The 25,121-nt window shown below is 43.5% G+C and carries 26 protein-coding genes, 1 other RNA gene and 1 other annotated feature (1 of these 28 running past the window's edge); of the genes, 24 read left to right on the top strand and 3 right to left on the bottom strand.

What is annotated here, in order from left to right; all coding sequences use genetic code 11:
* Positions 1–7, top strand: a sequence feature (ribosomal protein L10 leader region) (it extends 112 nt beyond the left edge of the window).
* A gap of 26 nt (positions 8–33) precedes the next feature.
* The 7 genes from rplJ (at position 34) to KE627_RS01235 (ending at position 8,911) form a co-directional block, all read left to right on the top strand.
* Positions 34–546, top strand: coding sequence for a 50S ribosomal protein L10 (rplJ, locus tag KE627_RS01265; protein ID WP_013728258.1), 513 nt, complete (start codon positions 34–36; stop codon positions 544–546).
* Between the two features lie 39 nt (positions 547–585).
* On the top strand, positions 586–951 hold the full coding sequence (rplL, locus tag KE627_RS01260) for a 50S ribosomal protein L7/L12 (RefSeq protein WP_013728257.1): 366 nt from the start codon (positions 586–588) through the stop codon (positions 949–951).
* Positions 952–1,099: 148 nt separating this feature from the next.
* Positions 1,100–3,688 (top strand): bifunctional lysylphosphatidylglycerol flippase/synthetase MprF, encoded by a 2,589-nt coding sequence (gene mprF / locus KE627_RS01255; RefSeq protein ID WP_056939119.1) that lies wholly within the window; start codon positions 1,100–1,102, stop codon positions 3,686–3,688.
* A 388-nt stretch (positions 3,689–4,076) separates the two neighbouring features.
* Positions 4,077–5,243: a galactokinase gene (locus KE627_RS01250; protein ID WP_013728182.1), complete on the top strand. Its 1,167-nt coding sequence runs from the start codon at positions 4,077–4,079 to the stop codon at positions 5,241–5,243.
* A gap of 27 nt (positions 5,244–5,270) precedes the next feature.
* Positions 5,271–6,275 (top strand): UDP-glucose 4-epimerase GalE, encoded by a 1,005-nt coding sequence (galE, locus tag KE627_RS01245; RefSeq protein ID WP_013728181.1) that lies wholly within the window; start codon positions 5,271–5,273, stop codon positions 6,273–6,275.
* A gap of 2 nt (positions 6,276–6,277) precedes the next feature.
* Complete coding sequence (locus KE627_RS01240; protein ID WP_056939120.1) at positions 6,278–7,744, top strand: UDP-glucose--hexose-1-phosphate uridylyltransferase; 1,467 nt, start codon at positions 6,278–6,280, stop codon at positions 7,742–7,744.
* A gap of 171 nt (positions 7,745–7,915) precedes the next feature.
* On the top strand, positions 7,916–8,911 hold the full coding sequence (locus tag KE627_RS01235; RefSeq protein ID WP_013728179.1) for a D-2-hydroxyacid dehydrogenase: 996 nt from the start codon (positions 7,916–7,918) through the stop codon (positions 8,909–8,911).
* A 78-nt stretch (positions 8,912–8,989) separates the two neighbouring features.
* Here KE627_RS01235 and nrdF read toward each other — a convergent pair whose 3' ends face one another.
* The 3 genes from nrdF to nrdH form a co-directional block, all read right to left on the bottom strand.
* Entirely contained in the window at positions 8,990–9,946 is a 957-nt protein-coding gene (gene nrdF / locus KE627_RS01230) for a class 1b ribonucleoside-diphosphate reductase subunit beta (RefSeq protein ID WP_013728178.1), read from the bottom strand.
* Positions 9,947–9,957: 11 nt separating this feature from the next.
* Complete coding sequence (gene nrdE / locus KE627_RS01225) at positions 9,958–12,123, bottom strand: class 1b ribonucleoside-diphosphate reductase subunit alpha (RefSeq protein ID WP_056939122.1); 2,166 nt, start codon at positions 12,121–12,123, stop codon at positions 9,958–9,960.
* Between the two features lie 102 nt (positions 12,124–12,225).
* A complete protein-coding gene (nrdH, locus tag KE627_RS01220) occupies positions 12,226–12,456 on the bottom strand; it encodes a glutaredoxin-like protein NrdH (protein WP_013728176.1) in 231 nt (76 codons plus the stop codon).
* A 159-nt stretch (positions 12,457–12,615) separates the two neighbouring features.
* On the opposite strand from nrdH, the gene KE627_RS01215 reads away from it, so the two are divergent.
* The 17 genes from KE627_RS01215 (at position 12,616) to KE627_RS01135 (ending at position 24,997) form a co-directional block, all read left to right on the top strand.
* The gene (locus tag KE627_RS01215; protein ID WP_013728175.1) at positions 12,616–13,227 is read left to right on the top strand and encodes a class I SAM-dependent methyltransferase; all 612 of its coding nucleotides are present in this window, start codon (positions 12,616–12,618) and stop codon (positions 13,225–13,227) included.
* A 9-nt stretch (positions 13,228–13,236) separates the two neighbouring features.
* Entirely contained in the window at positions 13,237–13,734 is a 498-nt protein-coding gene (tadA, locus tag KE627_RS01210; RefSeq protein ID WP_013728174.1) for a tRNA adenosine(34) deaminase TadA, read from the top strand.
* Between the two features lie 16 nt (positions 13,735–13,750).
* Positions 13,751–13,837: signal recognition particle sRNA small type (gene ffs, locus KE627_RS01205), an RNA gene on the top strand.
* Between the two features lie 164 nt (positions 13,838–14,001).
* Positions 14,002–15,804 (top strand): DNA polymerase III subunit gamma/tau, encoded by a 1,803-nt coding sequence (gene dnaX, locus KE627_RS01200; protein WP_013728173.1) that lies wholly within the window; start codon positions 14,002–14,004, stop codon positions 15,802–15,804.
* 15 nt (positions 15,805–15,819) lie between these two features.
* A complete protein-coding gene (locus KE627_RS01195; protein WP_013728172.1) occupies positions 15,820–16,131 on the top strand; it encodes a YbaB/EbfC family nucleoid-associated protein in 312 nt (103 codons plus the stop codon).
* A 24-nt stretch (positions 16,132–16,155) separates the two neighbouring features.
* Entirely contained in the window at positions 16,156–16,755 is a 600-nt protein-coding gene (recR, locus tag KE627_RS01190) for a recombination mediator RecR (protein WP_013728171.1), read from the top strand.
* A gap of 23 nt (positions 16,756–16,778) precedes the next feature.
* Entirely contained in the window at positions 16,779–17,045 is a 267-nt protein-coding gene (locus KE627_RS01185; protein WP_013728170.1) for a YaaL family protein, read from the top strand.
* Positions 17,046–17,129: 84 nt separating this feature from the next.
* Positions 17,130–17,780 (top strand): dTMP kinase, encoded by a 651-nt coding sequence (gene tmk, locus KE627_RS01180; protein ID WP_013728169.1) that lies wholly within the window; start codon positions 17,130–17,132, stop codon positions 17,778–17,780.
* A gap of 2 nt (positions 17,781–17,782) precedes the next feature.
* Positions 17,783–18,109 (top strand): cyclic-di-AMP receptor, encoded by a 327-nt coding sequence (locus KE627_RS01175; protein ID WP_013728168.1) that lies wholly within the window; start codon positions 17,783–17,785, stop codon positions 18,107–18,109.
* A gap of 11 nt (positions 18,110–18,120) precedes the next feature.
* Positions 18,121–19,131, top strand: a complete 1,011-nt coding sequence (gene holB, locus KE627_RS01170) for a DNA polymerase III subunit delta' (RefSeq protein ID WP_014940152.1) — start codon at positions 18,121–18,123, stop codon at positions 19,129–19,131.
* Between the two features lie 22 nt (positions 19,132–19,153).
* Entirely contained in the window at positions 19,154–19,486 is a 333-nt protein-coding gene (locus KE627_RS01165; protein ID WP_013728166.1) for a DNA replication initiation control protein YabA, read from the top strand.
* Between the two features lie 10 nt (positions 19,487–19,496).
* Positions 19,497–20,372, top strand: coding sequence for a 16S rRNA (cytidine(1402)-2'-O)-methyltransferase (rsmI, locus tag KE627_RS01160; protein ID WP_013728165.1), 876 nt, complete (start codon positions 19,497–19,499; stop codon positions 20,370–20,372).
* 15 nt (positions 20,373–20,387) lie between these two features.
* Complete coding sequence (locus tag KE627_RS01155; RefSeq protein WP_013728164.1) at positions 20,388–21,161, top strand: acyl-[acyl-carrier-protein] thioesterase; 774 nt, start codon at positions 20,388–20,390, stop codon at positions 21,159–21,161.
* Positions 21,162–21,163: 2 nt separating this feature from the next.
* The gene (tsaB, locus tag KE627_RS01150; RefSeq protein ID WP_014940149.1) at positions 21,164–21,886 is read left to right on the top strand and encodes a tRNA (adenosine(37)-N6)-threonylcarbamoyltransferase complex dimerization subunit type 1 TsaB; all 723 of its coding nucleotides are present in this window, start codon (positions 21,164–21,166) and stop codon (positions 21,884–21,886) included.
* Positions 21,870–22,445, top strand: coding sequence for a ribosomal protein S18-alanine N-acetyltransferase (gene rimI, locus KE627_RS01145; RefSeq protein ID WP_041805912.1), 576 nt, complete (start codon positions 21,870–21,872; stop codon positions 22,443–22,445). Before tsaB ends, rimI begins: the two co-directional genes overlap by 17 nt.
* A gap of 19 nt (positions 22,446–22,464) precedes the next feature.
* Positions 22,465–23,496 (top strand): tRNA (adenosine(37)-N6)-threonylcarbamoyltransferase complex transferase subunit TsaD, encoded by a 1,032-nt coding sequence (gene tsaD, locus KE627_RS01140; protein WP_056939123.1) that lies wholly within the window; start codon positions 22,465–22,467, stop codon positions 23,494–23,496.
* Positions 23,497–23,725: 229 nt separating this feature from the next.
* On the top strand, positions 23,726–24,997 hold the full coding sequence (locus tag KE627_RS01135; protein WP_211772861.1) for an ISL3 family transposase: 1,272 nt from the start codon (positions 23,726–23,728) through the stop codon (positions 24,995–24,997).
* Positions 24,998–25,121: the final 124 nt, after the last annotated feature.

Below are 25,121 nucleotides of genomic sequence, written 5' to 3'. Positions count from 1 at the left end.
TAAGTCCCAACAAATTTTTGGGAGGTGAAATTCGTGAGTGAACAAACTGTTGCGATTAAAGCAAAAAAGGTTGCATCTGTTACTGAAGAATTGAAGAATGCTTCATCTGTCGTTATCATTAACTACCGTGGTTTAACTGTTGCCGAGGTAACTGATTTACGTCAGCAATTACGTGATGAAGGCGTTAAGATGGAAGTTATCAAGAACAAGGTAATGGACCGTGCTGCTGCTGAAGCCGGTTTTGATGATTTGAAACCAACTTTCAACGGCCCAACTGCTGTTGTCTTCTCGTCAGAAGATCCTGTTGCCGGACCTAAGATTGTCCACAACTTTGCAAAGACTAACGACAAACTTAAGCTTAAGGGTGGCGTTATCGATGGTGAAGTTGCCAGTCTTGAAGAAATTACTGCTTATGCTGCATTGCCTAGCCGTGAAGAATTGTTATCTACTCTTGCTAACATTCTTCAAGCACCTGTACGTAACTTTGCATATGGGGTTAAAGCAATTGCTGATAAGAAACAATCTGACGATGGCGACGCTGCCTAATCAGAACTAAATAAATTCCAATTAATGGAGGAAAATAAAATGGCTTTTGATAAAGATAATATTATTGACCAATTAAAAGATGCTTCAATCTCTGACCTTAACGACTTGGTTAAGTCAATTGAAGACGAATTCGGCGTTTCTGCTGCTGCACCAGTTGCTGCTGCAGGTGCTGCTGGTGGCGACAGTGCTACCAAAGATTCATACGATGTTGAATTAACTGAATCAGGTGACCAAAAGGTTAAAGCCATCAAGGCTATCCGTGACATCACCGGTCTTGGTTTGAAAGACGCTAAAGGACTTGTTGATAAGGTTCCATCAATCATCAAGGAAGGCGCTTCAGAAGACGAAGCCAACAAGATCAAGGAACAACTTGAAGCCGTTGGTGGAACTGTTACCCTTAAGTAATTCATTGCTTAATCATAATTGTTCTCAGAACTGTGTATCGACATTGTCGATGCACAGTTTTTTTGTGCACCTTTGTTGTGTGAAATTCAATTAATTGGCATAATAGACGAAGAGTACATATTCAAAATGAAATGATGGTGGAACAATAATGACACGTGTCAAAGAATTCATCGACAAACGGATGACCATGATCAAGCTGATTTTTGTCTTCTCCGTTTTGATTTTTGTTATTCGACAGTTGGCTAAGATTATCCGTGAAGTCAACGGTGAACAGTTCAAAACCGTTCTGGCCAGTCAAAGTCGCGGCGCTCTTTTGATAATGCTGGTGGCAGGCTTTATTTCAATTCTGCCGATGCTGGTGTACGACTATTCAATTGTTCAGTTTTTACCAACTAAATTTTCACCCGGCTACATCGTTAAAAGTGGCTGGGTGGTGAATACCTTTACGAATTTACTGGGGTTTGGCGGATTGTTGGGCGGCAGTTTACGCGCGCATTTCTATGGCAAAGGGGCCACCCGCAAACAGATCCTCTATGCAATTTCTAAAGTTGCTTTGTTTCTGATATCAGGGCTTTCTTTACTTTGCTTGGTTTCACTGATCATGATCTTTGGCTTTGGGATCGGGACAGAATTTGCCCACTATTGGATTTGGCTATTGGGCGGTGCCGTATATTTTCCCGGGGTGATGATTTTTACCCAAGTGACTAATTCACAGTTTTTCAGTGACCTGTCAACCAAACAGGAACTGGTCATGACCGCCGGCTCGTTCCTTGAATGGGGGAGTGCCCTGGGGTTCTTTATTTTGATTGGTTATCTCATGAATCTACCCGTTGACCTCCGATTGGTTGTGCCCATTTTTGTGGTTGCCAACGTTGCCGGGGTCGTCTCGATGATCCCAGGTGGATTAGGGTCCTTTGATATCTTTGTCATCATTGGACTGGGATTCATTGGCGTTGCCCGAAGTGATGCACTGGTCTGGATTCTGCTTTACCGTCTGTTTTATTACTTGTTACCATTCATTGTGGGCACTGGTCTGTTCATTCACGATACCGGGTCCAAACTCAACACCTTTCTCGATGACCTACCACGACTTCTGTTTCAACGGATTGCCCAAGTCTTCTTAACTGGCTTTATGTATTTTTCCGGAATTATGATGTTGTTGTTTGCCACGGTTCCCAATGTAGTGGTTGTTAATAAACTGTATGTCAAACTATTGCCATATTCGATTTTTTTCGTCAGTCATATGATGAATATTATTGTTGCATTCCTCTTAATCGGTTTGGCGAGTGGTATCTGGACTCGAACTAAGAAAGCGTATGCCCCTACGGTATTTGTGCTGATCATTTCGATATTTAACACATGGTTTAACGAGGCGTTTACCTGGCGGATGGTCTTGCTGTTCGTGATCATCCTAATCACTCTGCGGCTCTCCAAGGCGGTGTTATACCGGGACCGGATGGCTAATTCCTGGGGTGTGTTCCTGTTTAATGGGTCAATTTTTATCATCACATTTGCAATTTATACCCTCATCGGGATTGCTGCCAATCGAAATCTTCATCTCCATTTTGATAAAGCTTATCTTTTTCCATCTGCGGGTGCCTGGCTGGTCGGTTTTGTTGGCTTATTGATCGCCCTGGCGGTTCTGGTTGGGATGAATGCCTACTTGACCGCCGGCCATCCAGAATGGCTGACACAGCGATTTGATGCCGATCGGGTGAAGGCTGTGATTGATAAATTCGGTGGCAATGAGGATAGTCATCTGGCATTCTTGCGCGATAAGCAGATTTACTTTTACAGCAAAGACGGCGAAGATCAGGTTTTCTTCATGTTCAAGAAAATTGCTGACAAACTGTTAATTATGGGCGAGCCGGTCGGCAATCGTGCCCAATTTGCCGACGCGATTGATGATTTTGTCAAGGAAGCTGATAAATCAGATCTGAAACTGGTATTCTACGAAATTGATGAAGAATTAACCATGAGCCTTCACGAAACCGGGTTTGACTTTATCAAGACCGGTGAGGATGGATTAGTTGACTTGGATCAGTTCACTCTTAGTGGTAAACGACATCGCGGCGAACGGGCATTAATGCACAAATTCGATCGCGAAGGCTACCAGTTTGAAATTCTACAGCCACCGTTTTCAGATGAGTTGCTGGCCACTCTGCGGAAGATTTCTGACGAGTGGTTGGATAATAAAGCAGAAAAGGGTTTCTCACTCGGCTTTTTTGACGAATACTACCTTCAGCAGGCACCGATTGCTGTGATGAAAGACCATGCCGGCAAAATTGTTGCGTTTGCCAATCTGATGCCGGATGGTAATAAAGTGGTCACCTCGATTGATCTCATGCGTTCCTCCGCCGATGCCCCATCAGGCATCATGGATGGCATTTTGATTAATCTTTATGAAATATCCCACGATAAAGGATACAAGTACTTTGACTTGGGGATGTCACCGTTCTCAAATGTGGGAACTTCCCGCTTCAGTTTCACTCAGGAGCGGATTGTTCATCTCATCTATCAATACGGTTATAAGCTTTATAGTTTTGAGGGACTCCGGTCTTATAAGGACAAGTACGTTGATAAGTGGGAGTCAAAATATATTGCGTATTATCGTCGAAGCGGGCTGGTTTACGCGGTTCTGCAGATTATCCTGGTTGTTAATCAACCGCGCAATAAAAAGCCGGCAGGCCTCTCCAAGGCTCTCTGTTACATTATGGACGCCAATCAGCCCAAATAAGGCGGACTGAGTCGAAAATTAATTGATTGTCGGTTAAGTAACCTGGCAGACAATCAATTAAACAGCAGCCGGAAGGTATTTAACAGATATCTGCTGGCTTTTTTGTGCGGTTAAATGTAAAAATACCAACAATTTTTCATCAAAATAATGTTTACTGAAATTTACCTTGATATAAAAGGCTTTGTTTGGAAACTGATGAAGCGTTTTCATAAAATTTATCCACATTCACGAAGTCTTCACCAACATCCAAGTGGTTCAATCATATCAAGGATTCTCAATTGTATTTTACAAGTGAGGGAATTGTGAAGTTAAGGTTGACAACGCTGCCAAAATGAGTTAAATTTTGGTTAGTAAAGTTTACTAAAATATATGTAGAGGGATGAAATTTATGATTTCTGATGACGTACAAAAGCTATTTAATGACAAGTTCGGTTATGACTCAAGCAAAGTATTTTTCTCACCAGGTCGAATTAACCTCATCGGTGAACACACTGATTATAACGGGGGCCACGTATTTCCTTGTGCAATCAGCATGGGCATCTACGCAGCTTATGGAGAACGCCAAGACAACAAGATCCGCATGTTCTCCGGCAACGTTTCCGATGCTGGAATTGTTGAAGTATCGTTGGACAATTTGGCATATAACAAAGAAGATGGCTGGACAAACTATCCAAAAGGCATGCTCGTTCAGATTCTCGAACACGGCTATAAGATTGGCCATGGCTTTGATCTCGCTGTTTATGGTAACCTTCCAGATGGTGCCGGACTATCCTCATCAGCATCTATTGAGCTGTTGACTGCAGAGATTGTTAATGATGTCTTTTCACTGGGGATCGACGAACTTGACCTGGTTAAATATGGTCAACTGGTTGAAAATAAATATATCGGTGTTAATTCCGGTATCATGGACCAATTTGCCATTGGGATGGGGAAGAAGGATCAAGCAATTCTTCTGGACACGAATACCCTCAAATATGATTACGTTCCCGCCAAATTGGGAGATCGGGTTATTGTGATTATGAATACCAAGAAACATCGTGAGCTTCAAGATTCTAAATATAACGAACGCCGTGCTGAATGTGAAGAGGCTTTGAAGCGTCTCCAAGTGGGATTGCCAATTAAATCTCTTGGTGATTTGAGTGAAAGTGAATTCGATGAAAATAGTTACCTGATCAATGATGATGTTTTGATTCGTCGTGCCCGTCACGCGGTATTCGAAAATCAACGAACCCTTCAGGCAAAGGATGCGCTGGTCAATAATGACTTGGAAACCTTTGGTAAATTAGTCAATGCATCTCACGTTTCACTGCATTATGATTACGAAGTAACCGGTAAGGAACTGGATACATTAGCTGAAACTGCTTGGAAACAACCAGGCGTTGTCGGTGCGCGAATGACCGGTGCCGGATTTGGTGGTTGTGCAATTGCGATTGTTGACCGTGATCAAGTCGATGCCTTTACCAAAAATGTTGGCGAAGTCTATGAGAAAGAGATTGGCCATCCGGCAGAATTCTACATTGCAGAAATTTCAGATGGTCCTAAAGAGATTAAGTAACGAATTGATTAGAAGGAGGATATTTAAATGGCAATTTTAGTACTAGGTGGAGCAGGATATATCGGTTCGCACACGGTTGATCGATTAATTGAAAATGGCTATGACGTTGCGGTGGTTGATAATTTGGTTACCGGCCATAAAGCAGCCATCAATCCCAAGGCCCGTTTCTATGAAGGTGATGTCCGTGACAAAGACTTTATGAATCAAGTCTTTGATAAAGAAGAGATTGAAGGGGTCATTCACTTCGCAGCATTCTCAGTTGTTCCTGAATCCATGGAAAAGCCATTGAAGTACTTTGACAATAATACTGGTGGCATGATTAGTTTACTTGAAGTGATGAACGCCCATAACGTTAAGAAGATTGTCTTCTCGTCAACGGCCGCTACCTATGGGGAACCCAAGCAGATTCCAATTAAAGAAACTGATCCGCAGGTCCCAACCAACCCATACGGTGAAAGCAAGTTGGCAATGGAAAAGATCATGCACTGGAGTGATGTGGCTTACGGCATTAAGTTTGTCGCCCTTCGCTACTTTAACGTTGCAGGTGCCAAGCCTGATGGCTCAATTGGTGAAGACCACCACCCTGAAACCCATTTGGTCCCCATCATTTTACAAGTTGCTGCCGGCGAACGTGATGAGTTGACGATTTTTGGTGACGATTATGATACGCCTGATGGCACGAACGTCAGAGACTACGTCCACGTGCTTGATTTGGCCGACGCGCATATCTTGGCACTGAAGTATCTCCAAGCTGGTCATGATAGTGATGCCTTTAACTTGGGCTCATCAACCGGCTTTTCCAACAAACAAATGTTGGATGCTGCCCGTGATGTGACTGGCAAGCCGATTCCTGCCAAAATGGGCCCCCGTCGTGCAGGTGATCCAAGCACGCTGATCGCAGCGAGTGACAAAGCCCGCAAGATTCTTGGCTGGAAGCCTCAATTTGATGACGTTCACGAAATTATAAAGACCGCCTGGAATTGGAAAGAAACCCACCCAAAGGGTTATGACGATCGGAAAGGAAATCAGTAATCATGAGCCAATCAGCAGTTGAAAAGTTTGTCGATTTAATTATCAAATATGATTCACCATATTCAGATGTTGACCGGATTTATGTCACCAACCTGATTTTTAGACTGATCGGCGATGGTTTTGGAGAGTCGACCGAGGATTCGTCGGCTGTCGACTTAGCCAACGATCTGGTGGATCTCGCCATTGAACATGGTAAGGTCGAAGATTCGATTACCAACAGGGAGATTCTTGAAGATCAACTGATGGACCTGTTAACACCAATTCCATCAACTTTGAATCAGATCTTTTGGAACAAGTATCAACAATCTCCTGATGCCGCCACCGACTACTTCTATCATATGAGCCAAGACAATGATTATATTAAGACTCGGGCGATTGCCAAAAATATTTCATATGAAACCAAAACCGATTATGGCAATCTGGAAATTACCATTAACCTGTCAAAGCCTGAGAAGGATCCTAAGGCGATTGCTGCCGCTGGCCGGGCAAAGTCAACCAGTTATCCGGTTGGCCCGTTAGCCATTGAAAATGAAGGCTATCTCGGCCGCCTAGGCTATCCAGCCCGAAGCAATCACCGGGTTATTCGGATGATGATCAACGGCGAACCGTGGGGATTCCAATACTCACCTTATGCATACTTTGGTGAGCATGCGATTTTCCTTAACCAAAAGCACGTGCCAATGTCAATCGATCAACGGACGTTTGTCAATTTGGTTGACATCATCAAGCAGTTCCCACATTACTTTGTCGGCAGCAACGCCGATTTACCAATCGTTGGTGGTTCCTTATTGGCTCAAGATCACTATCAAGGTGGTCGCCACACGTTCCCGATGATGAAAGCCAAGATTGATCGACCGGTTGATTTGGGGATTGATGGCTTGTCGGCAGGAATTGTCAAATGGCCAATGGCAACCATTCGCCTGGTCAGCAAAGATGCCAATAAAGTTGTGAATGCTGCCAATCGGATTGCCGAAACTTGGAAGAACTACTCAGATGAGTCAGTTGATATTCGGGCCTACACGGATGGAACCAGACATCATACGGTAACCCCGATTGCCCGAATGAATGATGACCAGTTTGAGATGGATATTGTCTTGCGGGACAATCAAACTTCTGACAAGTATCCTGATGGTATTTTCCATCCTCATCAAGATGTTCAACACATCAAGAAGGAAAATATTGGCTTGATTGAAGTCATGGGCCGGGCAATTTTGCCTGCTCGTCTGAAGACCGAAATGAAAGAAGTCGAAAAGTATGTCTTGGGTGAAGATAATCAAATTGCTGATTATCATAAGCCTTGGGCAGATGAATTGATGAAACGTGACCATTTTACCAAGGACAATGTTGAAGAGGTAGTCGACGAAGAAGTTGGCAAAGTCTTTGGCAGGGTTCTGGAAGATGCCGGCGTTTACAAATGGGACGACAAAGGTCAAGCAGCCTTTGATCGTTTCATTGATCAACTAAAATAATTTGAAATAGGGTTGGAAATAAGTGTCCTTGATTTCCAGCTCTATTTTTATTGTCAACAGGGATTCACTCAACTTTGGCCTCTGCAGGTGGACTTGGATTTTGTTTCAACAATTATTTTTGGTAAAATGGAAGCGGAACCAAATTTAAGCTGAAATCACTAGGAGGCAACTATGAAATTTATTGTATACAATGTCCGAGATGATGAAATACCGTTTATTGAGAAGTGGGGGAAGTATCACGGAATTGAAGTGAAATACACCACCACAACTTTGAATCAGGAGACGGTTGAAGAAGCAGCCGGCTTTGACGGTATTTCCTGCCTTCAAACGATTCAATATTCAGCTGAATTATTTGAGTCATTTAAACGCTTAGGAATCAAATACTTATCGCTCAGAAATGTCGGGGTTGATAACATTGATTTACCAGCCGCTAAAGCCAATGGCGTTAAAATTACCAATGTGCCGGCGTACAGTCCAGAAAGTATTGCTGAATTTGCTGTGATGATGTCACTGTACCTCTCTAGAAAAGTGGGCTATATGCGTCAGCAGTTGGATCAAAAGCATGAATTTCATTTTTCGCCCAACTTCATGGGCCGTCTGATCAGCGAACAGACCGTCGGGGTGATTGGAACCGGACGGATTGGCCAGGCAGCTATCAAGCTGTTCAAAGGCTTGGGGGCAAAGGTAATTGCCTATGACAAGTATCCGCTGAAAAATACCGACAACTCGTTTGTATATGCCAAAAGCTTGGAACAAATTTATCAGGAGAGCGATATTATCTCAATTCATATGCCGGCAACTGATGATAATTATCATCAATTTAACCATGAGGTGTTTGAGCAAATGAAGGATACAGCAATCCTCATCAATACTGCTCGCGGCTCAATTGTCGATACCGATGATTTGATTTTTGCCCTCCAGAGCGGTGAAATCGCTGGTGCCGGGATCGATACAATTGAAAATGAATCTGCTGATCTCCAAGACTCCAGGTCAACCAAAAAAGTCAATGATCCGGATGTATTGAAGATGGCGTTGATGCCAAACGTCTTGGTCACGCCACATTCCGCATTCCATACCAGTGAAGCTGTGAAAAATATGATTGATATCTCACTGGGGAATCTTGAGACGATGGTCAACGGGAAGACTCCAAAGGATTTAGTAGATTAGTGATTGTTAGACAAAAATAAGGCTGATGCATCCCAGCGGGGATGCATCAGCCTTATTGAGTTACTGTGAGGTATTTATTTAAATATCGTAATCTGAGTCTTTCATCGACTCCACGTTCCCCAAGAGGTAGCCATTACCAACTTGTGAGAAGAAATCGTGGTTGGCAGTCGATGTTGAGATTCCGTTCATGACCACTGGATTAACATCTTCTGCTGTGTCTGGGAAGAGCGGATCCTGACCCAAATTCATCAACGCTTTATTGGCATTGTAACGAATGAAGGTGAGAACATCTTCTGTCCAGCCGGTTTGATCGTACAGAATATGGGTGTACTTTTCTTCGTTACCATACAGTTTGTACAGGAAGTCGTAGATCCAGTTCTTCATGTCTTCTTGTTTTTCCTTTGGCAATTGATTGTAGCCAATTTGGAATTTATATCCAATGTAGGTGCCGTGGACTGATTCGTCACGGAGAATCAATTTAATGATTTCCGCCACATTTGGAATCTTGTTGTGACCAAGGTACCAAAGTGGGGTATAGAAGCCAGAGTAGAACAGGAAAGTCTCTAAGAAGACACTGGCAACCTTTTTCTTGAGTGGGTCTGGTTCATTGGCATAAATGTCGCGAATTTTGAGTGCTTTGTTCTGTAGGAATTCCTCACTGTCACTCCAGTCAAAAATCTCATCAATTTGATCAGGGGTGTTGAGGGTTGAAAAAATCGAGGAATAACTCTTGGCATGAACCGATTCCATAAATTGAATATTGTTCAAAACGGCGGTTTCGTGTTGAGTCTGAACATCTTTCCGCAACGATGCCATTCCTTCTTGGGACTGCAGCGTATCCAGTAAAGTTAAGCCCCCGAAGACGTGACCGACAACCCACTGATGATCTTGATCCAGCGTCCGCCAGTCCGATAGGTCGTTTGACAGGGGAATTCGGGTATCCAGCCAGAATTGCTCGGTTAATTTTTCCCAAGTGGCCTTGTCGATTTGGTCATCGATGGCGTTCCAATTAATTGCTTTATAATTCTCAGTCATGAATTTCTCCTTTAAATAACGCAGCTTTCACATTCGTTGGAACCAACTTCTTGTTGATCGTCAGTGAAAGTTCGAATATAGTAAATTGATTTGACGCCCTTTTTGTATGCGTAGTTTCTCAAGATATTGAGATCCCGGGTCGTCATCTTGTCTGTCCGGCCGTTTTTCCATTCATACAGGCCTTCTGGGATGGTTGAACGCATAAAGAGGGTTAATGCCATTCCCTGGTCAATATGCTGCTGTGCGGCAGCATAGATGTCAATCACCTTACGCATATCCATGTCATAGGCTGAAGTATAGTAAGGCATTGTGTCATTTGAAAGGTATGGGGCTGGATAATAAATCTTACCAATCTTGGATTCCTGACGTTCTTCAATTCGGTTGATAATCGGGTGAAGGCTGGCAGTCGTATCGTTAATGTAAGAAATAGAACCGTTTGGCGCAACTGCTAACCGATTTTGGTGGTATAAGCCGTCTTTCATGACTGATTCCTTGAGGTTTTCCCAATCTTCCTTAGTTGGAATCCAATCGTCTTTGAACAAAGCTTTTACTTCGGCAGATTTTGGTGCAAATGATCCGTCCAGATATTTGTCAAAATAGCTGCCGTCAGCGTACTTGCTGTTTTCGAAGTTGACGAAAGTTTCTTTGCGTTCCTTGGCGATCTTGTTAGATGCAACTAAGCTCCAGTAGTTTAATAGCATGAAGTAGACACTGGTAAATTCAATCGATTCAGGCGAGCCGTAGTACATATGGTGCTTGGCTAAGAAACTGTGTAGTCCCATGCCGCCAAGGCCGATTGAATGTGATTCTTTATTGCCTTTTTGAATTGAAGGAACCACGTCGATGTTGGAGTGGTCGGTGACAAATGTTAATGCGCGGACCATGCTTTCAACTGAATGACCAAAGTCATCGCCAGCCATCATATTATTAATGTTGGTTGATCCCAGATTGCAGGAAATATCCTTGCCCATTTTGATGTAATGCTGCTGGTTATCAACAGTGGATGGGGTTTGAACCTGGAGGATTTCTGAACATAAGTTACTCATCACAATTCGACCGGCAATCGGATTGGAGCGGTTGGCAGTGTCAATATTAATGATGTATGGGTAACCTGATTCTTGTTGCAGCTTACTGATTTCAGTTTCCAAATCACGAGCCTTGATCTTCTTTTTGGAGATCTTGTCATTGGCAACCAAATTATCATATTCCTTGGTAATGTCGACGTAAGAGAATGGCACGCCGTATTCACGTTCAACATCGTAGGGGCTGAATAAGTACATGTCAGCATCGGCTTTAATCAATTGGTAGAATTTATCGGGAACGGTCACTCCCAATGATAAAGTCTTCAGGCGGATTTTCTCGTCGGCGTTTTCCTTTTTGGCACCCAAAAATTCGATAATGTCTGGATGAAAGACTGAGAGGTAAACGACTCCGGCACCTTGACGCTGACCCAACTGGTTGGAGTATGAAAAGCTGTCCTCAAGTAATTTCATGACCGGAACCACACCGGAAGCGGCACCTTCGATATGTTTGATTGGGGCACCGGCTTCACGAAGATTGGAAAGGTTAATTCCAACGCCACCGCCAATTCTTGACAGCTGCAGGGCCGAATTAATCGTCCGGCCAATCGTATTCATATCATCGGTGGTTTGAATCAGAAAACAAGATACAAATTCGCCACGATTTTCCCGGCCGGCGTTCAAGAAGCTTGGTGTGGCCGGTTGGTAACGCTGGTGGACAATTTCGTCGGCCAAATCCATTGCCAACTGCTCGTCACCGTCAGCGAAGAAGAGGGCGTTAGCGGCGACCCGATCCAGGAAGCTTTCCAGATATAAATCATTGTCGTTGGTTTTCAAAGCATATTGGGCGTAGAATTTGTAGGCTGCCATAAATGATTTAAAGTGGAAATCCTGATCGTTTAAGTACTGGTACAGTTTTTCGACAAAGGATAGTTGATATTTATGAATAAAATCGGCTTCGTAATAGTTGTTTTTGATCAGGTAATCAAACCGATCGCTGAGACTGTCAAACTTCATTAAGTTTGGCTGAACGTTTTCTTTTAAAAAGGCCTCGAGGGCTTCCTTGTCTTTTTGCAGTGGAATCTGCCCGTTGACGGGGATGTTAATTTCGTTGTTCAAATCAAAGTAGGTAACATCCTTAAGGTTGTGAAGTGACATATTTAGTACCACGCTTTCTTATAATTGCGAATAAAAGGGGCGAGACCGTTTGTGGTTTCGCCCGCTAATCTGAAATCAATATGTTAGAATGGATGAAGGCAATTAGCCGGCAATCGATTGGAGCTGATCAGGTCGAAAGCCGCTGAATGCTTGCTTACCATCAACATCGACAACGGGGACAGCCATGAACCCTCGTTGTTTCAGGTAATCAATATATTGTGGTTGCTCGTTGATGTTGTGTTCCTCAAATTGAACGTTGTGTTCTGAAAGGTAACGTTTTGTCATTTTGCATTGCATACAGTTGTTCTTTGAATATAGTGTGATTTTAGCCATTGTTAACACTTCCCCTGTTTCGTTAAAATTTAATTTATGATTCAAGTTTACACTAAATAGTGTGAAATGCAACGATTAAAACACAATATATTGTGACAAAACTAATTGTAAGCACCAAATATAGATAACGATTATAAAAGATCATTTTAGGAGAATTTTATGTCAGAACAATCATTTTATTATTCAAAGAATCCCAACGTTGAATCCGATCCGATTACATGGAACTTTGCGTTGCTTGGAAACAACTTAGTGTTTACTTCAGATAACGGTGTGTTCTCTAAACATACGGTCGACTACGGCAGCCGGGTGCTGGTTAATCATATTAATTATGACCTTATTCCTGACGGCAAACTGTTAGATATGGGAACCGGGTACGGTCCAATTGGCATTTCAATTGCCAAAGCATTTCCGGATCGGCAGATTGATATGATTGACGTCAATGAGGTGGCCTTGGCGCTTGCCAAAAAGAATGCCGACGCTAATCGGGTTGATAACGTTCATATTTTTGAAAGTAACATATATGAAGCGATTACTGATCAGTATGCTGCCATCGTGACCAACCCACCGGTGAGAGCCGGCAAGAAAGTTGTCGATGCCATGATCTCCGGGGCAGTCGATCACTTAGTTGATGGCGGCACCTTGACGGTGGTTCTTCAAAAAAAGCAGGGCGCACCATCTGCCAAGAAATTGATGACCGAATTATTTGGTGACTGTCAGATTTTAAAACGGGACAAAGGTTACTACATTCTTCAAAGCATCAAGAAATCGTGAGGGTTCGAAATGTTTCAAGCTGATAGTCGTTTTATGAAAGCTGCACTGATCGAAGCAAACAAGGCCTATCTAATCGGTGAAGTGCCGATTGGCGCCGTGGTCGTCCATGACGGGACAATTGTCGGGCGTGGTCACAATCTAAGAGAACATTTAAATGACGGTACGGCCCATGCTGAAATTTTAGCAATCCAAGAGGCTTGTCGAACACTGCGGAGTTGGCGGCTGATTGATTGCGATCTTTATGTGACGATTGAACCGTGCTTGATGTGTGCCGGAGCGATTATTAATTCGCGGATTGAAAATGTTTGTTTTGGCTCTCGTGATCCCAAAGCCGGCGCAACCAGAAGTTTATATGCAGTGTTGGAAGATTCCCGATTGAATCATCAAGTCAACGTTGTTGAAGGGCTTTATGCCGATGCGGCATCGCGGATCATGAAAGATTTCTTCAAGGCTGCGCGTAAGAAAAGAAAGAATAAGGCTGGCAATTCTGAATCATTTAAGTTATGATAGATATTGCCGCAAGGCCCTGAGGCAAGGGTCGGGTTACGAACTGTGTCAGGTCCGGAAGGAAGCAGCACTAAGTATCATCAACCTTGTGCCTCTTGTACATAGAACTTTTGCTCTCAGCAACTTTGCTGGGGGCATTTTTTTGGAGAAATTTCTTGAAAGTCAGACGGTCGTTGATTGCACTCTGGTTGGATTCATCATATAATTATTTAGACGTTTCATTGAACGATTTTAAGAATTTGGCATTCTATTTTGGAGGATTTGGTAATGAGCTATCAAGCATTATATCGGGTTTGGCGACCACAAAGATTTGATGAGATCGTCGGCCAGTCGATTATCACCAGAACATTAAAAAATGCGCTAATTACTAAACAAACGAGTCATGCCTATTTGTTTACCGGTCCTCGGGGAACAGGTAAAACTTCGGCAGCCAAAATTTTTGCCAAGGCAGTGAACTGTCACTACTTAAAAGATGGTGAGCCCTGCAACCAGTGCGAGACTTGTAAAGCAATTAATGAGGGCAGTTTAAATGATGTCATTGAGATTGATGCCGCTTCCAACAACGGTGTTGAAGAAATCCGGGATATCCGGGACAAGGCGAAATACGCCCCAACTCAGGCTGATTACAAAGTCTACATCATCGATGAAGTTCATATGCTTTCAACGGGGGCTTTCAATGCTCTGCTAAAAACGCTGGAGGAACCACCGGCTAACGTAATCTTTATTTTAGCAACCACTGAACCGCACAAGATTCCGGCAACGATCATCTCCAGGACACAAAAATTTGACTTTAAGCGGATTAAACCTCAGGATATTTTGGAAAGAATGAAATATATCCTTGATCAAAAAAAGGTTGAGTACGACGACAAAGCCTTGAAATTAATTGCCAAAGCTGCTGAGGGCGGGATGCGGGATGCCTTGAGTATCCTCGATCAGGCGATGTCTTATGGTGACAATAAAATTACTTATGAGAACGCCTTACTTGTGACCGGCAGCGTGACCAATGAATTATTAACCACCTATATGCAGCAGGTGGTCAACAAGGACACCAAGAGCGCGTTGATCACCATTCAAAAAATATTGGATGAGGGTAAAGACGCCAGCCGGTTCATTGAAGATTTGACCAGTTACTGCCAGGATATTCTGTTGTATCAACAGGACCCCGGAATCGTTGAAGAAATGGAACTGGGGATCATTGATGACCAGTTCAAGACCTTAAGTGGCCAGATCAGCGATCAAGCCATTTATCAGATGATTAATGAATTGAATGCGATTTCTAATTCATTGCGGTTTACCGCTCATCCAGATGTTTATCTGGAGGTCTTGACGGTCAAAATTACCCATTTGGATGCCACAAATCAGCCCAAGGCCGTTTCAGCACCACAATCACAGCAGTCGGCTAAAACGGCCGCGGCCCCGGAAGTTAATGCGGAAATTCAACAATTGACGCAGCAAGTTGCCGAACTCAAGGCGGAAGTTGCCGATCTCAAACGGGAATCGACACCTCAGTCACCAACAGTCAGCACGCCGGAGCCTGCCAAAGTCAGTGAGGCTCACTCAATGGACAATCACATTGAGCTGGCTAAAATCTATCCAATTTTGGGTAAAGCCACCCGGAAACAATTAAATCAATTTAAATCAGTTTGGCCGGACTTGATGGATGCCTTGTCGGTGACCCAACGGGCTGTCATGCACGTGTCATCGCCGGTGGCTGCCAGTGCCGGCGGAGTAATTGTTGCCTTCGAATACCCATTTTTGTATCAGAAGGCTCAAGGCGACACTGATTTGAAGGATGCTCTTGAAAACAATTTGGATCGTATTGTGGGAAAAGCCCCTCAAATTGTGTTTGTTCCGGAAAATCAGTGGCCCGATATTCGCCGTGAGTATTTGGCCAGTCACAAAGACAAGATAAAAAAGGCTGGCTCCCAATCCAAAGAAGCAAACGACCCAAAAGCTGAACCGGCTGATGACGATCCGGAACCGACAAAAGAAGAGCCGGACAGTCAACCAGTCGTTAAGAAGGCTGCCGAACTTTTCGGCACCGACATTTTAGATATCAAAGATGATTAATTGGAGGAAAAGAAAATGATGAACGGTATGAACATGAACAAGATGATGAAGCAAATGAAAAAGATGCAAAAGCAACTGGGTGAAGAACAGGAGAATCTTAAACAGCAGGAATTTAAGGGCGTTGCCCCGGATAACATGGTTGAAGTGACCTTTGGCGGTGACAAAAAGATGAAGGATATCCAGATTAAGCCGGAAGCCATTGATCCCGATGACCCCGAAATGTTGGGGGATTTGGTATTAGCTGCTGTTAATGATGGTCTTTCAAAGGTTGATAAAGCGACTGAAAGCACCATGGGTAAATACACCAAAGGGATTCCGGGAATGTAGTCCGCACGAAAAAAAGGGGAAAGTATGCAATATCCTGAAGCAATTGCAAAGTTAATTGATAGTTATATGAAGTTACCGGGAATCGGGAGTAAGACAGCTACCAGACTTGCTTTTTACACCGTCGATATGAATGAAGATGATGTCAAAGCGTTTTCAAAGGCGCTGGTTGCCACCAAGAACGACCTTCATTACTGTTCGATTTGTGGTAATCTAACCGATGAAGATCCCTGTGAAATTTGTCGTGATAAAACCCGTGATCAATCAACCATCCTAGTGGTGGAAGAACCCAAAGACGTGATGGTAATGGAAAAGGTCCAGGAGTACCACGGCCTTTATCATGTTTTGCATGGGGTACTGTCACCAATTGAAGGCAAAGGACCTGAAGACCTTAATATTAGTTCACTGATCAAACGACTCCAGCAAAATAAAGCCGTTAAAGAAGTGATTGTGGCCACCAATGCCACCCCGGAAGGCGAAGCCACTGCAATGTACTTGAGCAAGTTGATTAAACCCGCTGGGATCAAAGTGACTCGTTTGGCTCACGGATTATCCGTTGGATCAGATATCGAATATGCTGATGAAGTCACGTTGTTTAAGGCAGTCCAAGGACGGACTGAAATTTAATTTGACAAGGTGGGATTTTTCGAATGTTTTTTAATCGATTAAGACGGCAAAATGTTAAACGTGAATACGACGATCGCTTGTTGGAGTTAATCAACAATTTGAAAGAAGAGTGGGATCATGCTGCTCAAACCCAAGAAGCGGTTGCTGACAGTGATATGGAGATGGAGCAGGAAACTGCGTTGGCCCGTCAAAAATATTTCTTCATATATAAAGAGGCACGAATTCGAAAAATTAAGAATTACCAAATTCAGCCCTCGGTTATCAGTTATGATCATGACAATTTTGAATAATCCGGACCATATAAGCGTTGGCTGAATCGACAGGCAAACGAACAGCAAGTACAATTAATTTAAATTAAAAGTGAGGAAATTGTTTTGAATGGTAAGTTTATAACCTTTGAAGGGCCGGACGGCGCAGGCAAAACTTCCGTGATGAATCGCGTGATTGAAGTTTTTAACCAGGAAATCGGCGATCAACTTTTGGTCACCCGAGAACCCGGTGGCAATAAAATCTCGGAAGAAATCCGCAAAGTCATTCTCGACCGTGAGAATACTGAGATGGATTATCGAACGGAAGCCTTGCTTTATGCGGCTGCTCGTCGCCAGCATCTGGTTGAAACCATTTTACCCGCACTCAAACAGAATAAATTGGTTCTGTGTGATCGTTATGTTGACAGTTCAGTAGCTTATCAGGGGGCCGGCCGTCAGATCGGTATGGCACAAGTTGCCAAGATGAATGAGTTTGCAACGGAAAAGTTGTTACCGTTCAAAACGATCTACTTTGATATCCCGGTTGACGTTGGCCTGGATCGGATCGCCGAACACCGCGACCGCAGTAAAATTGACCGGTTGGATGTTGAAACCAATGAATTTCATAAACGGGTTCATGAGGGTTATATGAAGGTCCGTGACGAAAATGCCGACCGATTTATCAGTATTGATGCAACTCAACCGATTAATCGCGTCGTTAATGATACAATTAAGATTATCCACCAAATTGCCAGTGAGTATTTTAAGGAGAGTTGATTATGAAATTAGTCATTGCGATCGTTCAAGACAAAGATGCCAACAAGTTGCGATCAGTTTTCGTTGCTCACGATATCATCGCAACCCGATTCTCGACCACCGGTAGCTTTCTGCGAGCAGGAAATACCACTTATCTGGTCGCCGTTGATGATTCAAAAGTTGATATAACTTTGAAACTAATCAAAGAAACCTGTTCCGCTAGACAACAATTTATGACACCGCCGGTCAGCTTGAACGGTGATACGGCAGAACATACCTTTCCAATTGAAGTTCAAGTTGGTGGCGCTACGGTTATGATTTTGCCAATCGAAGATTTTAAACAGTTCTAGAAGGGAACGTTATGGAACACGATATTGTTAACGTTGCTCAAACTAAACAGCCGACCATCTTTACCCAATTCATGAATTTAATCAAAAACAATGAATTGTCACACGCATACTTGTTTACCGGCGAAGATGGTGCCGGCCAATTTTCAGTCGCAATGGGAGTTGCCATGCGGCTTTTTTGTACGAATGTTCAAAATGGCATGCCCTGTGGAAAATGTGCCGAATGTGTGCGAATCATGAATCATGATCATCCGGATGTTGTCATCACCGAACCTGATGGTCAAAGTATTAAGGTTGACCAGATTCGCCACGTTAAAAGTGAATTTACCAAAAGTGCCATGGAGGGATCCAAAAAGGTTTTCATTATTTCAGAAGCCGAAAAAATGACCACTGGGGCAGCTAACAGTCTCTTAAAGTTTATCGAAGAGCCTACCGGAAACGTGGTTAGCTTTCTGATCAGTCAGAATCGCAATCTGGTTCTGCCGACAATTATTTCCAGAACTCAGGTTGTGGAATTTCCCAGCCTAAGTAAAAAGCAGATGGTCCAAGAATTACAGAATAGTGGTGTCAAGCCGAGTGAAGTCAACTTAATGATTTCCATTACCAATAGTTTGGATCAGATTAAAGAGCTGTCCAAAGATGATTGGTTTGCCTCGATGCAGCGGCTTTTGGAAAAATGGTTTACCTATTTGGTCAAAGAAAACAACATGGCAATGCCTTTCATCCAAATGTCTTTGATGCCTCTAATTACCAACAAGGACCGTCAGCGGATTGTTATTTCCATGATGCTGAGTTTGTTTGACGATGTCTTGGAAATGAAATACGGGACTTTGGCGGATGATCGGGTGAAGTATCCGGCGATTCTTGCACAGACCAAATTGGCGGCCAATCAGTGGAATAACGATCAACTGTTAACCATGCTTGACGAGCTGCTTGATATGAATAGCCGGATGGCAGTTAACGTCAATTTTCAAAATATAATTGAAGCTTTGACACTAAAGATACTCGCAATTGGGCAATCATAGTTTACTAAAGGGTGATAAAATCGTGGACAGTCAAAACTTATATGATGAATTAAAAGAAATGGATACACAGCTCAGTGCGAGTGCTGAAAATTTTTCTCACCTGCATGAATCACTTATTGGGTTGATGGAAAAAAACGCTGAGCTGGAGATTGAAAATCAGCATTTGCGCGATCGGATTAACGAAATAACCGAAAAAATGGACAATAATTCGCCACGTTTGTCAAAATCTCGCAAGAATCTCGAAAAACTGTACAATGAAGGATTTCATGTCTGCAGTTCTTATTACGGTAAGCGACGGGAGAACGGTGAAGATTGTATTTTCTGTACGGACATTATCTATGGCAAACGCGATTAAGAGGTAAACAGTGGACACACAAAAGAGTTTTGACACATTAAGTGAATATGGCACGCTGTACTTGGTTCCAACGCCAATTGGCAATCTGGATGATATGACTTTTCGTGCGGTTAAGATTCTCCAGTCTGCAGATTTGATTGCGGCTGAAGATACCCGCAACACACAGAAACTGTTGAACCATTTCGATGTTCAAACCAAGCAGATCAGTTTTCATGAGCATAATACTGCCGAGCGGATTCCCGAGTTGATTAGCAAACTCAAGCAGGGAATCACGATTGCCCAGGTGAGCGATGCCGGGATGCCGTCGATTAGCGACCCGGGCCATGAATTGGTGGTTGCCTGTATTCGTGAGCAGATTAACGTTGTGCCGCTGCCTGGCGCCAACGCCGGGATCACTGCTTTAATTGCTTCCGGGCTTTTGCCGCAGCCATTTTATTTCTATGGCTTCTTATCAAGAAAGCCGAAGGAACAGCGAGCAGAAATTGATGAGCTCCGTAACCGAGAAGAGACAATGATTTTTTACGAGGCCCCGCACCGATTGAAAAAAACTTTGAAGAATTTATCGACTCAGCTCGGAGGGGATCGTCAGGCAGCTCTCTGCCGTGAGTTGACCAAAAAGCACGAAGAATTCATTCGCGGAAACCTTGATCAGGTCAATGAATGGGCCAATTCAACTGAAATTCGCGGAGAATTTGTTATTATAGTGTCAGGAAATGCCCATCCACAAACGCAGGGTGATGATCCGCTTGCCGGGATGAGCGTTGATCAACAAGTTGACTTTTACATCGAAAATGGCTTGAGCGTTAATGAAGCAATCAAAAAGGTTGCCAAAGATCATCATTTAAAAAAACAGGTCATCTATAATCAGTACCATGACATCAAATAGAAAGAAGGAATGTCCATGCCTGCTCACAGTTTTAGCGAATTGCATACGATTCCGTTTTACGAGTGTAACGTCAACAACCGGATTTCAATTCCAATGTTGATCAATATTTTGATTTTGGCGTCCGAACACCAGAACGAAAATTTAGGCCTTGATCAAACTTATTTAATTGATCATTATGGAGTTGGCTGGGTGGTTACTTCTTACTCAATTCATATCACTCACTTGCCACGCAAAGATTCAGTCGTCAAAATGACAACCCGAGGCACGTCATATAATCGTTATTTTGCCTTTCGGGAATTCTGGCTGCACGATCAAGCTGGCAACGAGCTGGTCAAGGTGGAGAGTATCTGGGTGTTAATGAACGAACAGACCCGCAAAATTACGCCGATTGACGAAACGATTATTGCCCCATATCAGTCGGAGAAGGTTAAACGGGTTCCCAGATTGGCACGTCCTGAACGAATTGAAGCGACTGATGATGTTAGCGCAAAGGAATACCAAGTTCGTTGGAGCGATATTGATTTTAACGGCCACGTCAATAATTCCAGGTATCCGGAGTGGATGTTGGATTCATTGCCAATGGACTTTTTGAACCAACACGAACCCGCGAACATTGATATCCGCTTTGAGAACGAGGTTAAGTATGGCAATCGGGTCACCAGCTCAGTGCTTGTTGATTCTTCAGATAATGCTAAAATTAAAACAGTTCACGAAATTAAATCAAATGATGTTCTTTCAGCAAGTGCCACAATTGTTTGGAAGGATATTAAAGCAAAGGGTAACGATTAATAATGAAAATCTTAGCAATTAACACCTCAAACCAACCACTTTCAGTTGCTGTTTTGGATAATGACCAACTGTTGGCGCAAACAACCATCACCACTCATCGCAAACATGCCGAATTCTTGATGCCGGTTATTGAAGACTTGGTGCAAAAGGCCGATTTGAAGCCAACTGATTTGGATCGGGTGGTTGTCGCTGCCGGCCCTGGATCATACACCGGCATTCGGATGGCTGTCACGGCAGCGAAAACCATTGCAAGCACCTTGGGAATCGAGCTGGTACCAGTTTCCAGCTTGTTAAATCTTGCCTTGAATGTTCAAGAAGAAGATGTGCTGATCAACCCGATTTTTGATGGCCGGAATCAAAACATGTTTACGGGATTATACCGCTACCGAAGTCGTCGGATTCAAACCGTGATCGAGGATCAGCACACCAATCTAACAAAATGGTTGGAAACCGTTAGCCGTTACGATCAACGGATTATCATTTTAGGGGATACCGATCCATTTGAAAGATCGATGCGCGACGTTCTGCATAACCGTCTGGTGGTTGCCAATCCTTATTTGGGAATTCCCAGTGCGACCTTACTGGGCTTGTATGGATTGAGTCAGTCACCAGTACCAGTCGTTGATGCGGTTGTCCCACGATATTTGCGGTTAACCAAGGCTGAGGCTGATTGGAAAAAATTACATCCTAATGAGGATACGCATGACTATGTTGAAAAAGTTTAAAGAGTGGTTTAACCAACAATTTTATAACAAAGAGGTTCAGCTTCGCGAGAGATATCTCGACATCAAAAACCACGATGTAGAAATTAATGGAACTGAGTACTTTTTGGCCAAGGCAATGATTCCGGATATTCCCGAGATTCTGGGGATTGAGCGGGCGGTTTACGGTGGCCAGACCCCTTGGGATGATCGGGCCTTTCGAACCGAACTGATGCGCAAAACGGATCGCCTATATTTAGTGTTGCGTCGAAACGACTGGCTGGTAGCGTTTATTGGCTGCTCGCTAAACGATCATACTAAGGACTGTCATATTACCAACGTTGCGGTTGCCCCAAATTTCCAGAATCATGGCTTGGGGTATTTTTTGGTGACAACAATTATCAAAAAGGCCCGTCAATTGGAATATGCCAAGGTGACGCTTGAAGTGCGCGTCAGCAACACCCGTGCACAAAAATTATATCGGGATATTGGATTTGTTGATAACGGGATTAAAAAAGATTATTACTTTAACGATCGTGAAGACGCTTTAAATATGGTTTTGGACATCACCAAAATCGGTTAAAAGGGATGGGATGAATTAAGTGGCTAGAGATTTAGTACTTGCTTTTGAAACCAGCTGTGATGAAACGTCGGTCGCAGTGATTGAGAATGGCAATCGAATACTTTCAAATATTGTTGCAACGCAAATCAAGAGTCATCAACGCTTTGGCGGAGTTGTTCCTGAAGTTGCCAGCAGACACCATATCGAGCAGATTACCGGCTGTATTGGGGATGCATTACGTGAGGCGGACGTTTCTTATGATGAACTGACTTCAGTGGCTGTTACATACGGTCCTGGCTTAGTCGGTGCGCTTTTAATTGGTGTTACGGCCGCTAAGGCGGTTGCCTGGGCGCACAATTTGCCGCTTGTTCCAGTGAATCATTTAGCTGGGCACATTTACGCTGCCCGGCTGGTCGAACCCATTGAGTTTCCAGCAATGGCCTTGGTTGTTTCTGGTGGGCACACAGAATTGGTTTACATGCCTGAGGAAAACCAATTTCAAATTATCGGTGAAACTCGTGATGACGCAGCCGGTGAGGCTTATGATAAAATTGGCCGGGTTTTGGGGATTAACTATCCGGCTGGCAAGCCAGTTGATGAATTAGCTCACAAAGGTCAGGATACTTTTCATTTTCCACGAGCAATGGATGCTGACGATAATTTTGACTTTAGTTTCAGTGGGTTGAAGAGTGCCTTTATCAATACGGTGCACCATGCTGATCAAATTAACGAGGAATTGAGTTGTGAAGACTTGGCCGCTAGTTTTCAGCAAGCCGTTGTTGACGTCTTGGCTGACAAAACCAATCGCGCGCTCAAAGAATTTCCGGTCAAACAATTAATTCTTGCCGGTGGGGTTGCTGCCAATCAAGGTCTTCGGGAGCGGTTAACCAAAGAGGTTGCCACGTTTGCCGATACCAAACTTGAACTAGTGCCACTGTCTTTGTGTGGCGATAATGCTGCTATGATCGGTGCTGCTGGTGAGATGCTGTATCGGCATGGTGTTCGTGGTGATGCCACTTTAAATGCAGATCCGGGTTTGGAGTTTGATTGGCTGGCAGATGAGGCTAAATAATTGCCAATTTTTTGAGGTGATTATGAAATCGTCAGCGATCCTGTGATGAAGGATAATTCAATACTTAGATCAAAAGCAGGCTCTACAATATTTGTTGTTGGTAATAGATTTTTATCTATTACTGATGACAGATTTTTTGTTTTTCATTAGAATAAAAAAAGCGGACATTTCCTGTCCGTTCATCAAAACCAACAACCACGAAGATTTTAGAGAAAGAAGGAAATGCCCTATGTCAAATGATACTACGAAAATGTTGTTAGGAATAGATGATGAACACTTAAAAATTGAGAATGGCAAAATAGGTGATGATGGGGTAATCAGATTAAATGGATCACTGAACTATTCTCCCAAGGCCTGCCGCAATTGTGGGGTTATTAATGATCACCAGATCATTGGCTATGGTTGGCGGAAGACCACCATTAGATTCGCTAAAACATTGGGCAGCACGGTTATCCTATGCCTCAATCGGCGAAACTTTCACTGTAAGGCTTGTCATACCAACTTCCTGGCGCAGACGAGTGCAGTGCCGAAGCACTGCACGATTTCAAATACAACCCGGAAACAATGTTTAGAGAAGTTAACGGAACCAGTGAGCCTCAAACACATTGCCAATGAATTGTCCACTTCGGATTCATTCGTTGGTCGGCAGCTCTTGCGCGCTGAACACGACTTTCAAACCAACTGGCACTACTTACCCAAAGTTCTCCTCATGGACGAAGTTAAAAGTACTAAGAGCGCCACCGACGCGATGAGCTTTGAATTTATGGACGCGGAAACCCACGAATTGATTGACCTGTTGCCCTTTAGAACCATCTATCAGCTTCAAAAGTACTTCCAACATTATGACCAAGCCGCGCGAGAAAATGTGAAAATTATCGTCACCGATATGAACTATACCTATCCCAAATTGGTTGGGCAGATCTTCCCGAACGCCATCGTTGTCATCGATCCCTTCCACCTGGTTAACGCTTTAAACCGGGCTTTTAATAAGACGCGAGTGCGTCTCATGAAAACCCTGGCCACTTCCTCACGCCAGTATCACGCCTTGAAACGCTATTGGAAACTATTATTAACGCCGGCCAATCACCTTAACTACGAGGCTTTCCGTAAGTGGACAAACTTCCCTTATCCGGCAACTGCCGCGGATGTGGTTGATGCTTTACTGGACATTGATCCCGAGCTCAAGCAAACTTACGACGTGATGAATCGGTTACGTGAAACCATCAAAAACCGCGACTGGCCCAACTATAATCAAGCCTTTCACCACCTGCAGGGGTGCTCGGAAGAGATGTTGGCAGCCCTCCAAACCTTGGCGGCTCATCATGATGAAATTGGCAACACTTTCACCCACCACTACACCAACGGGCCATTAGAAGGTTCAAACAACAAGATTAAAGTCATTAAGCGCACTGGATTTGGTTACCGAAACTTCTTCAGATTCCGGCTAAGAGTGCTGTTCGCTTTTCGAGTTCATACAAAAAGAGCCCTAATCACCAAGTGATTAGAACTCCAATATTTTGTTCACCAACAACAGTTGACGAAGAACCCAAAAGCAGCCTGAGCAGAAGGATAAAATCCTTTTACTCAGGCTGCTTTTTAATTTAGTGGGTTGTCGCCAATTGTTC

The organism is Lentilactobacillus buchneri (assembly GCF_018314255.1).
Classification (GTDB): Bacteria; Bacillota; Bacilli; order Lactobacillales; family Lactobacillaceae; genus Lentilactobacillus; species Lentilactobacillus buchneri.
This window is presented reverse-complemented; position numbering and strand designations above follow the sequence as displayed.

Excerpts from the sequence above, each read along its gene's own strand:
- rplL (WP_013728257.1), top strand. The coding sequence starts at position 586 with ATGGCTTTTGATAAAGATAATATTATTGACCAATTAAAAGATGCTTCA.
- mprF (WP_056939119.1), top strand. The coding sequence starts at position 1,100 with ATGACACGTGTCAAAGAATTCATCGACAAACGGATGACCATGATCAAG.
- KE627_RS01250 (WP_013728182.1), top strand. The coding sequence starts at position 4,077 with ATGATTTCTGATGACGTACAAAAGCTATTTAATGACAAGTTCGGTTAT.
- galE (WP_013728181.1), top strand. The coding sequence starts at position 5,271 with ATGGCAATTTTAGTACTAGGTGGAGCAGGATATATCGGTTCGCACACG.
- KE627_RS01240 (WP_056939120.1), top strand. The coding sequence starts at position 6,278 with ATGAGCCAATCAGCAGTTGAAAAGTTTGTCGATTTAATTATCAAATAT.
- KE627_RS01235 (WP_013728179.1), top strand. The coding sequence starts at position 7,916 with ATGAAATTTATTGTATACAATGTCCGAGATGATGAAATACCGTTTATT.
- nrdF (WP_013728178.1), bottom strand. The coding sequence starts at position 9,946 with ATGACTGAGAATTATAAAGCAATTAATTGGAACGCCATCGATGACCAA.
- nrdE (WP_056939122.1), bottom strand. The coding sequence starts at position 12,123 with ATGTCACTTCACAACCTTAAGGATGTTACCTACTTTGATTTGAACAAC.
- nrdH (WP_013728176.1), bottom strand. The coding sequence starts at position 12,456 with ATGGCTAAAATCACACTATATTCAAAGAACAACTGTATGCAATGCAAA.
- KE627_RS01215 (WP_013728175.1), top strand. The coding sequence starts at position 12,616 with ATGTCAGAACAATCATTTTATTATTCAAAGAATCCCAACGTTGAATCC.
- tadA (WP_013728174.1), top strand. The coding sequence starts at position 13,237 with ATGTTTCAAGCTGATAGTCGTTTTATGAAAGCTGCACTGATCGAAGCA.
- dnaX (WP_013728173.1), top strand. The coding sequence starts at position 14,002 with ATGAGCTATCAAGCATTATATCGGGTTTGGCGACCACAAAGATTTGAT.
- KE627_RS01195 (WP_013728172.1), top strand. The coding sequence starts at position 15,820 with ATGATGAACGGTATGAACATGAACAAGATGATGAAGCAAATGAAAAAG.
- recR (WP_013728171.1), top strand. The coding sequence starts at position 16,156 with ATGCAATATCCTGAAGCAATTGCAAAGTTAATTGATAGTTATATGAAG.
- KE627_RS01185 (WP_013728170.1), top strand. The coding sequence starts at position 16,779 with ATGTTTTTTAATCGATTAAGACGGCAAAATGTTAAACGTGAATACGAC.
- KE627_RS01175 (WP_013728168.1), top strand. The coding sequence starts at position 17,783 with ATGAAATTAGTCATTGCGATCGTTCAAGACAAAGATGCCAACAAGTTG.
- holB (WP_014940152.1), top strand. The coding sequence starts at position 18,121 with ATGGAACACGATATTGTTAACGTTGCTCAAACTAAACAGCCGACCATC.
- KE627_RS01155 (WP_013728164.1), top strand. The coding sequence starts at position 20,388 with ATGCCTGCTCACAGTTTTAGCGAATTGCATACGATTCCGTTTTACGAG.
- tsaB (WP_014940149.1), top strand. The coding sequence starts at position 21,164 with ATGAAAATCTTAGCAATTAACACCTCAAACCAACCACTTTCAGTTGCT.
- rimI (WP_041805912.1), top strand. The coding sequence starts at position 21,870 with ATGTTGAAAAAGTTTAAAGAGTGGTTTAACCAACAATTTTATAACAAA.
- KE627_RS01135 (WP_211772861.1), top strand. The coding sequence starts at position 23,726 with ATGTCAAATGATACTACGAAAATGTTGTTAGGAATAGATGATGAACAC.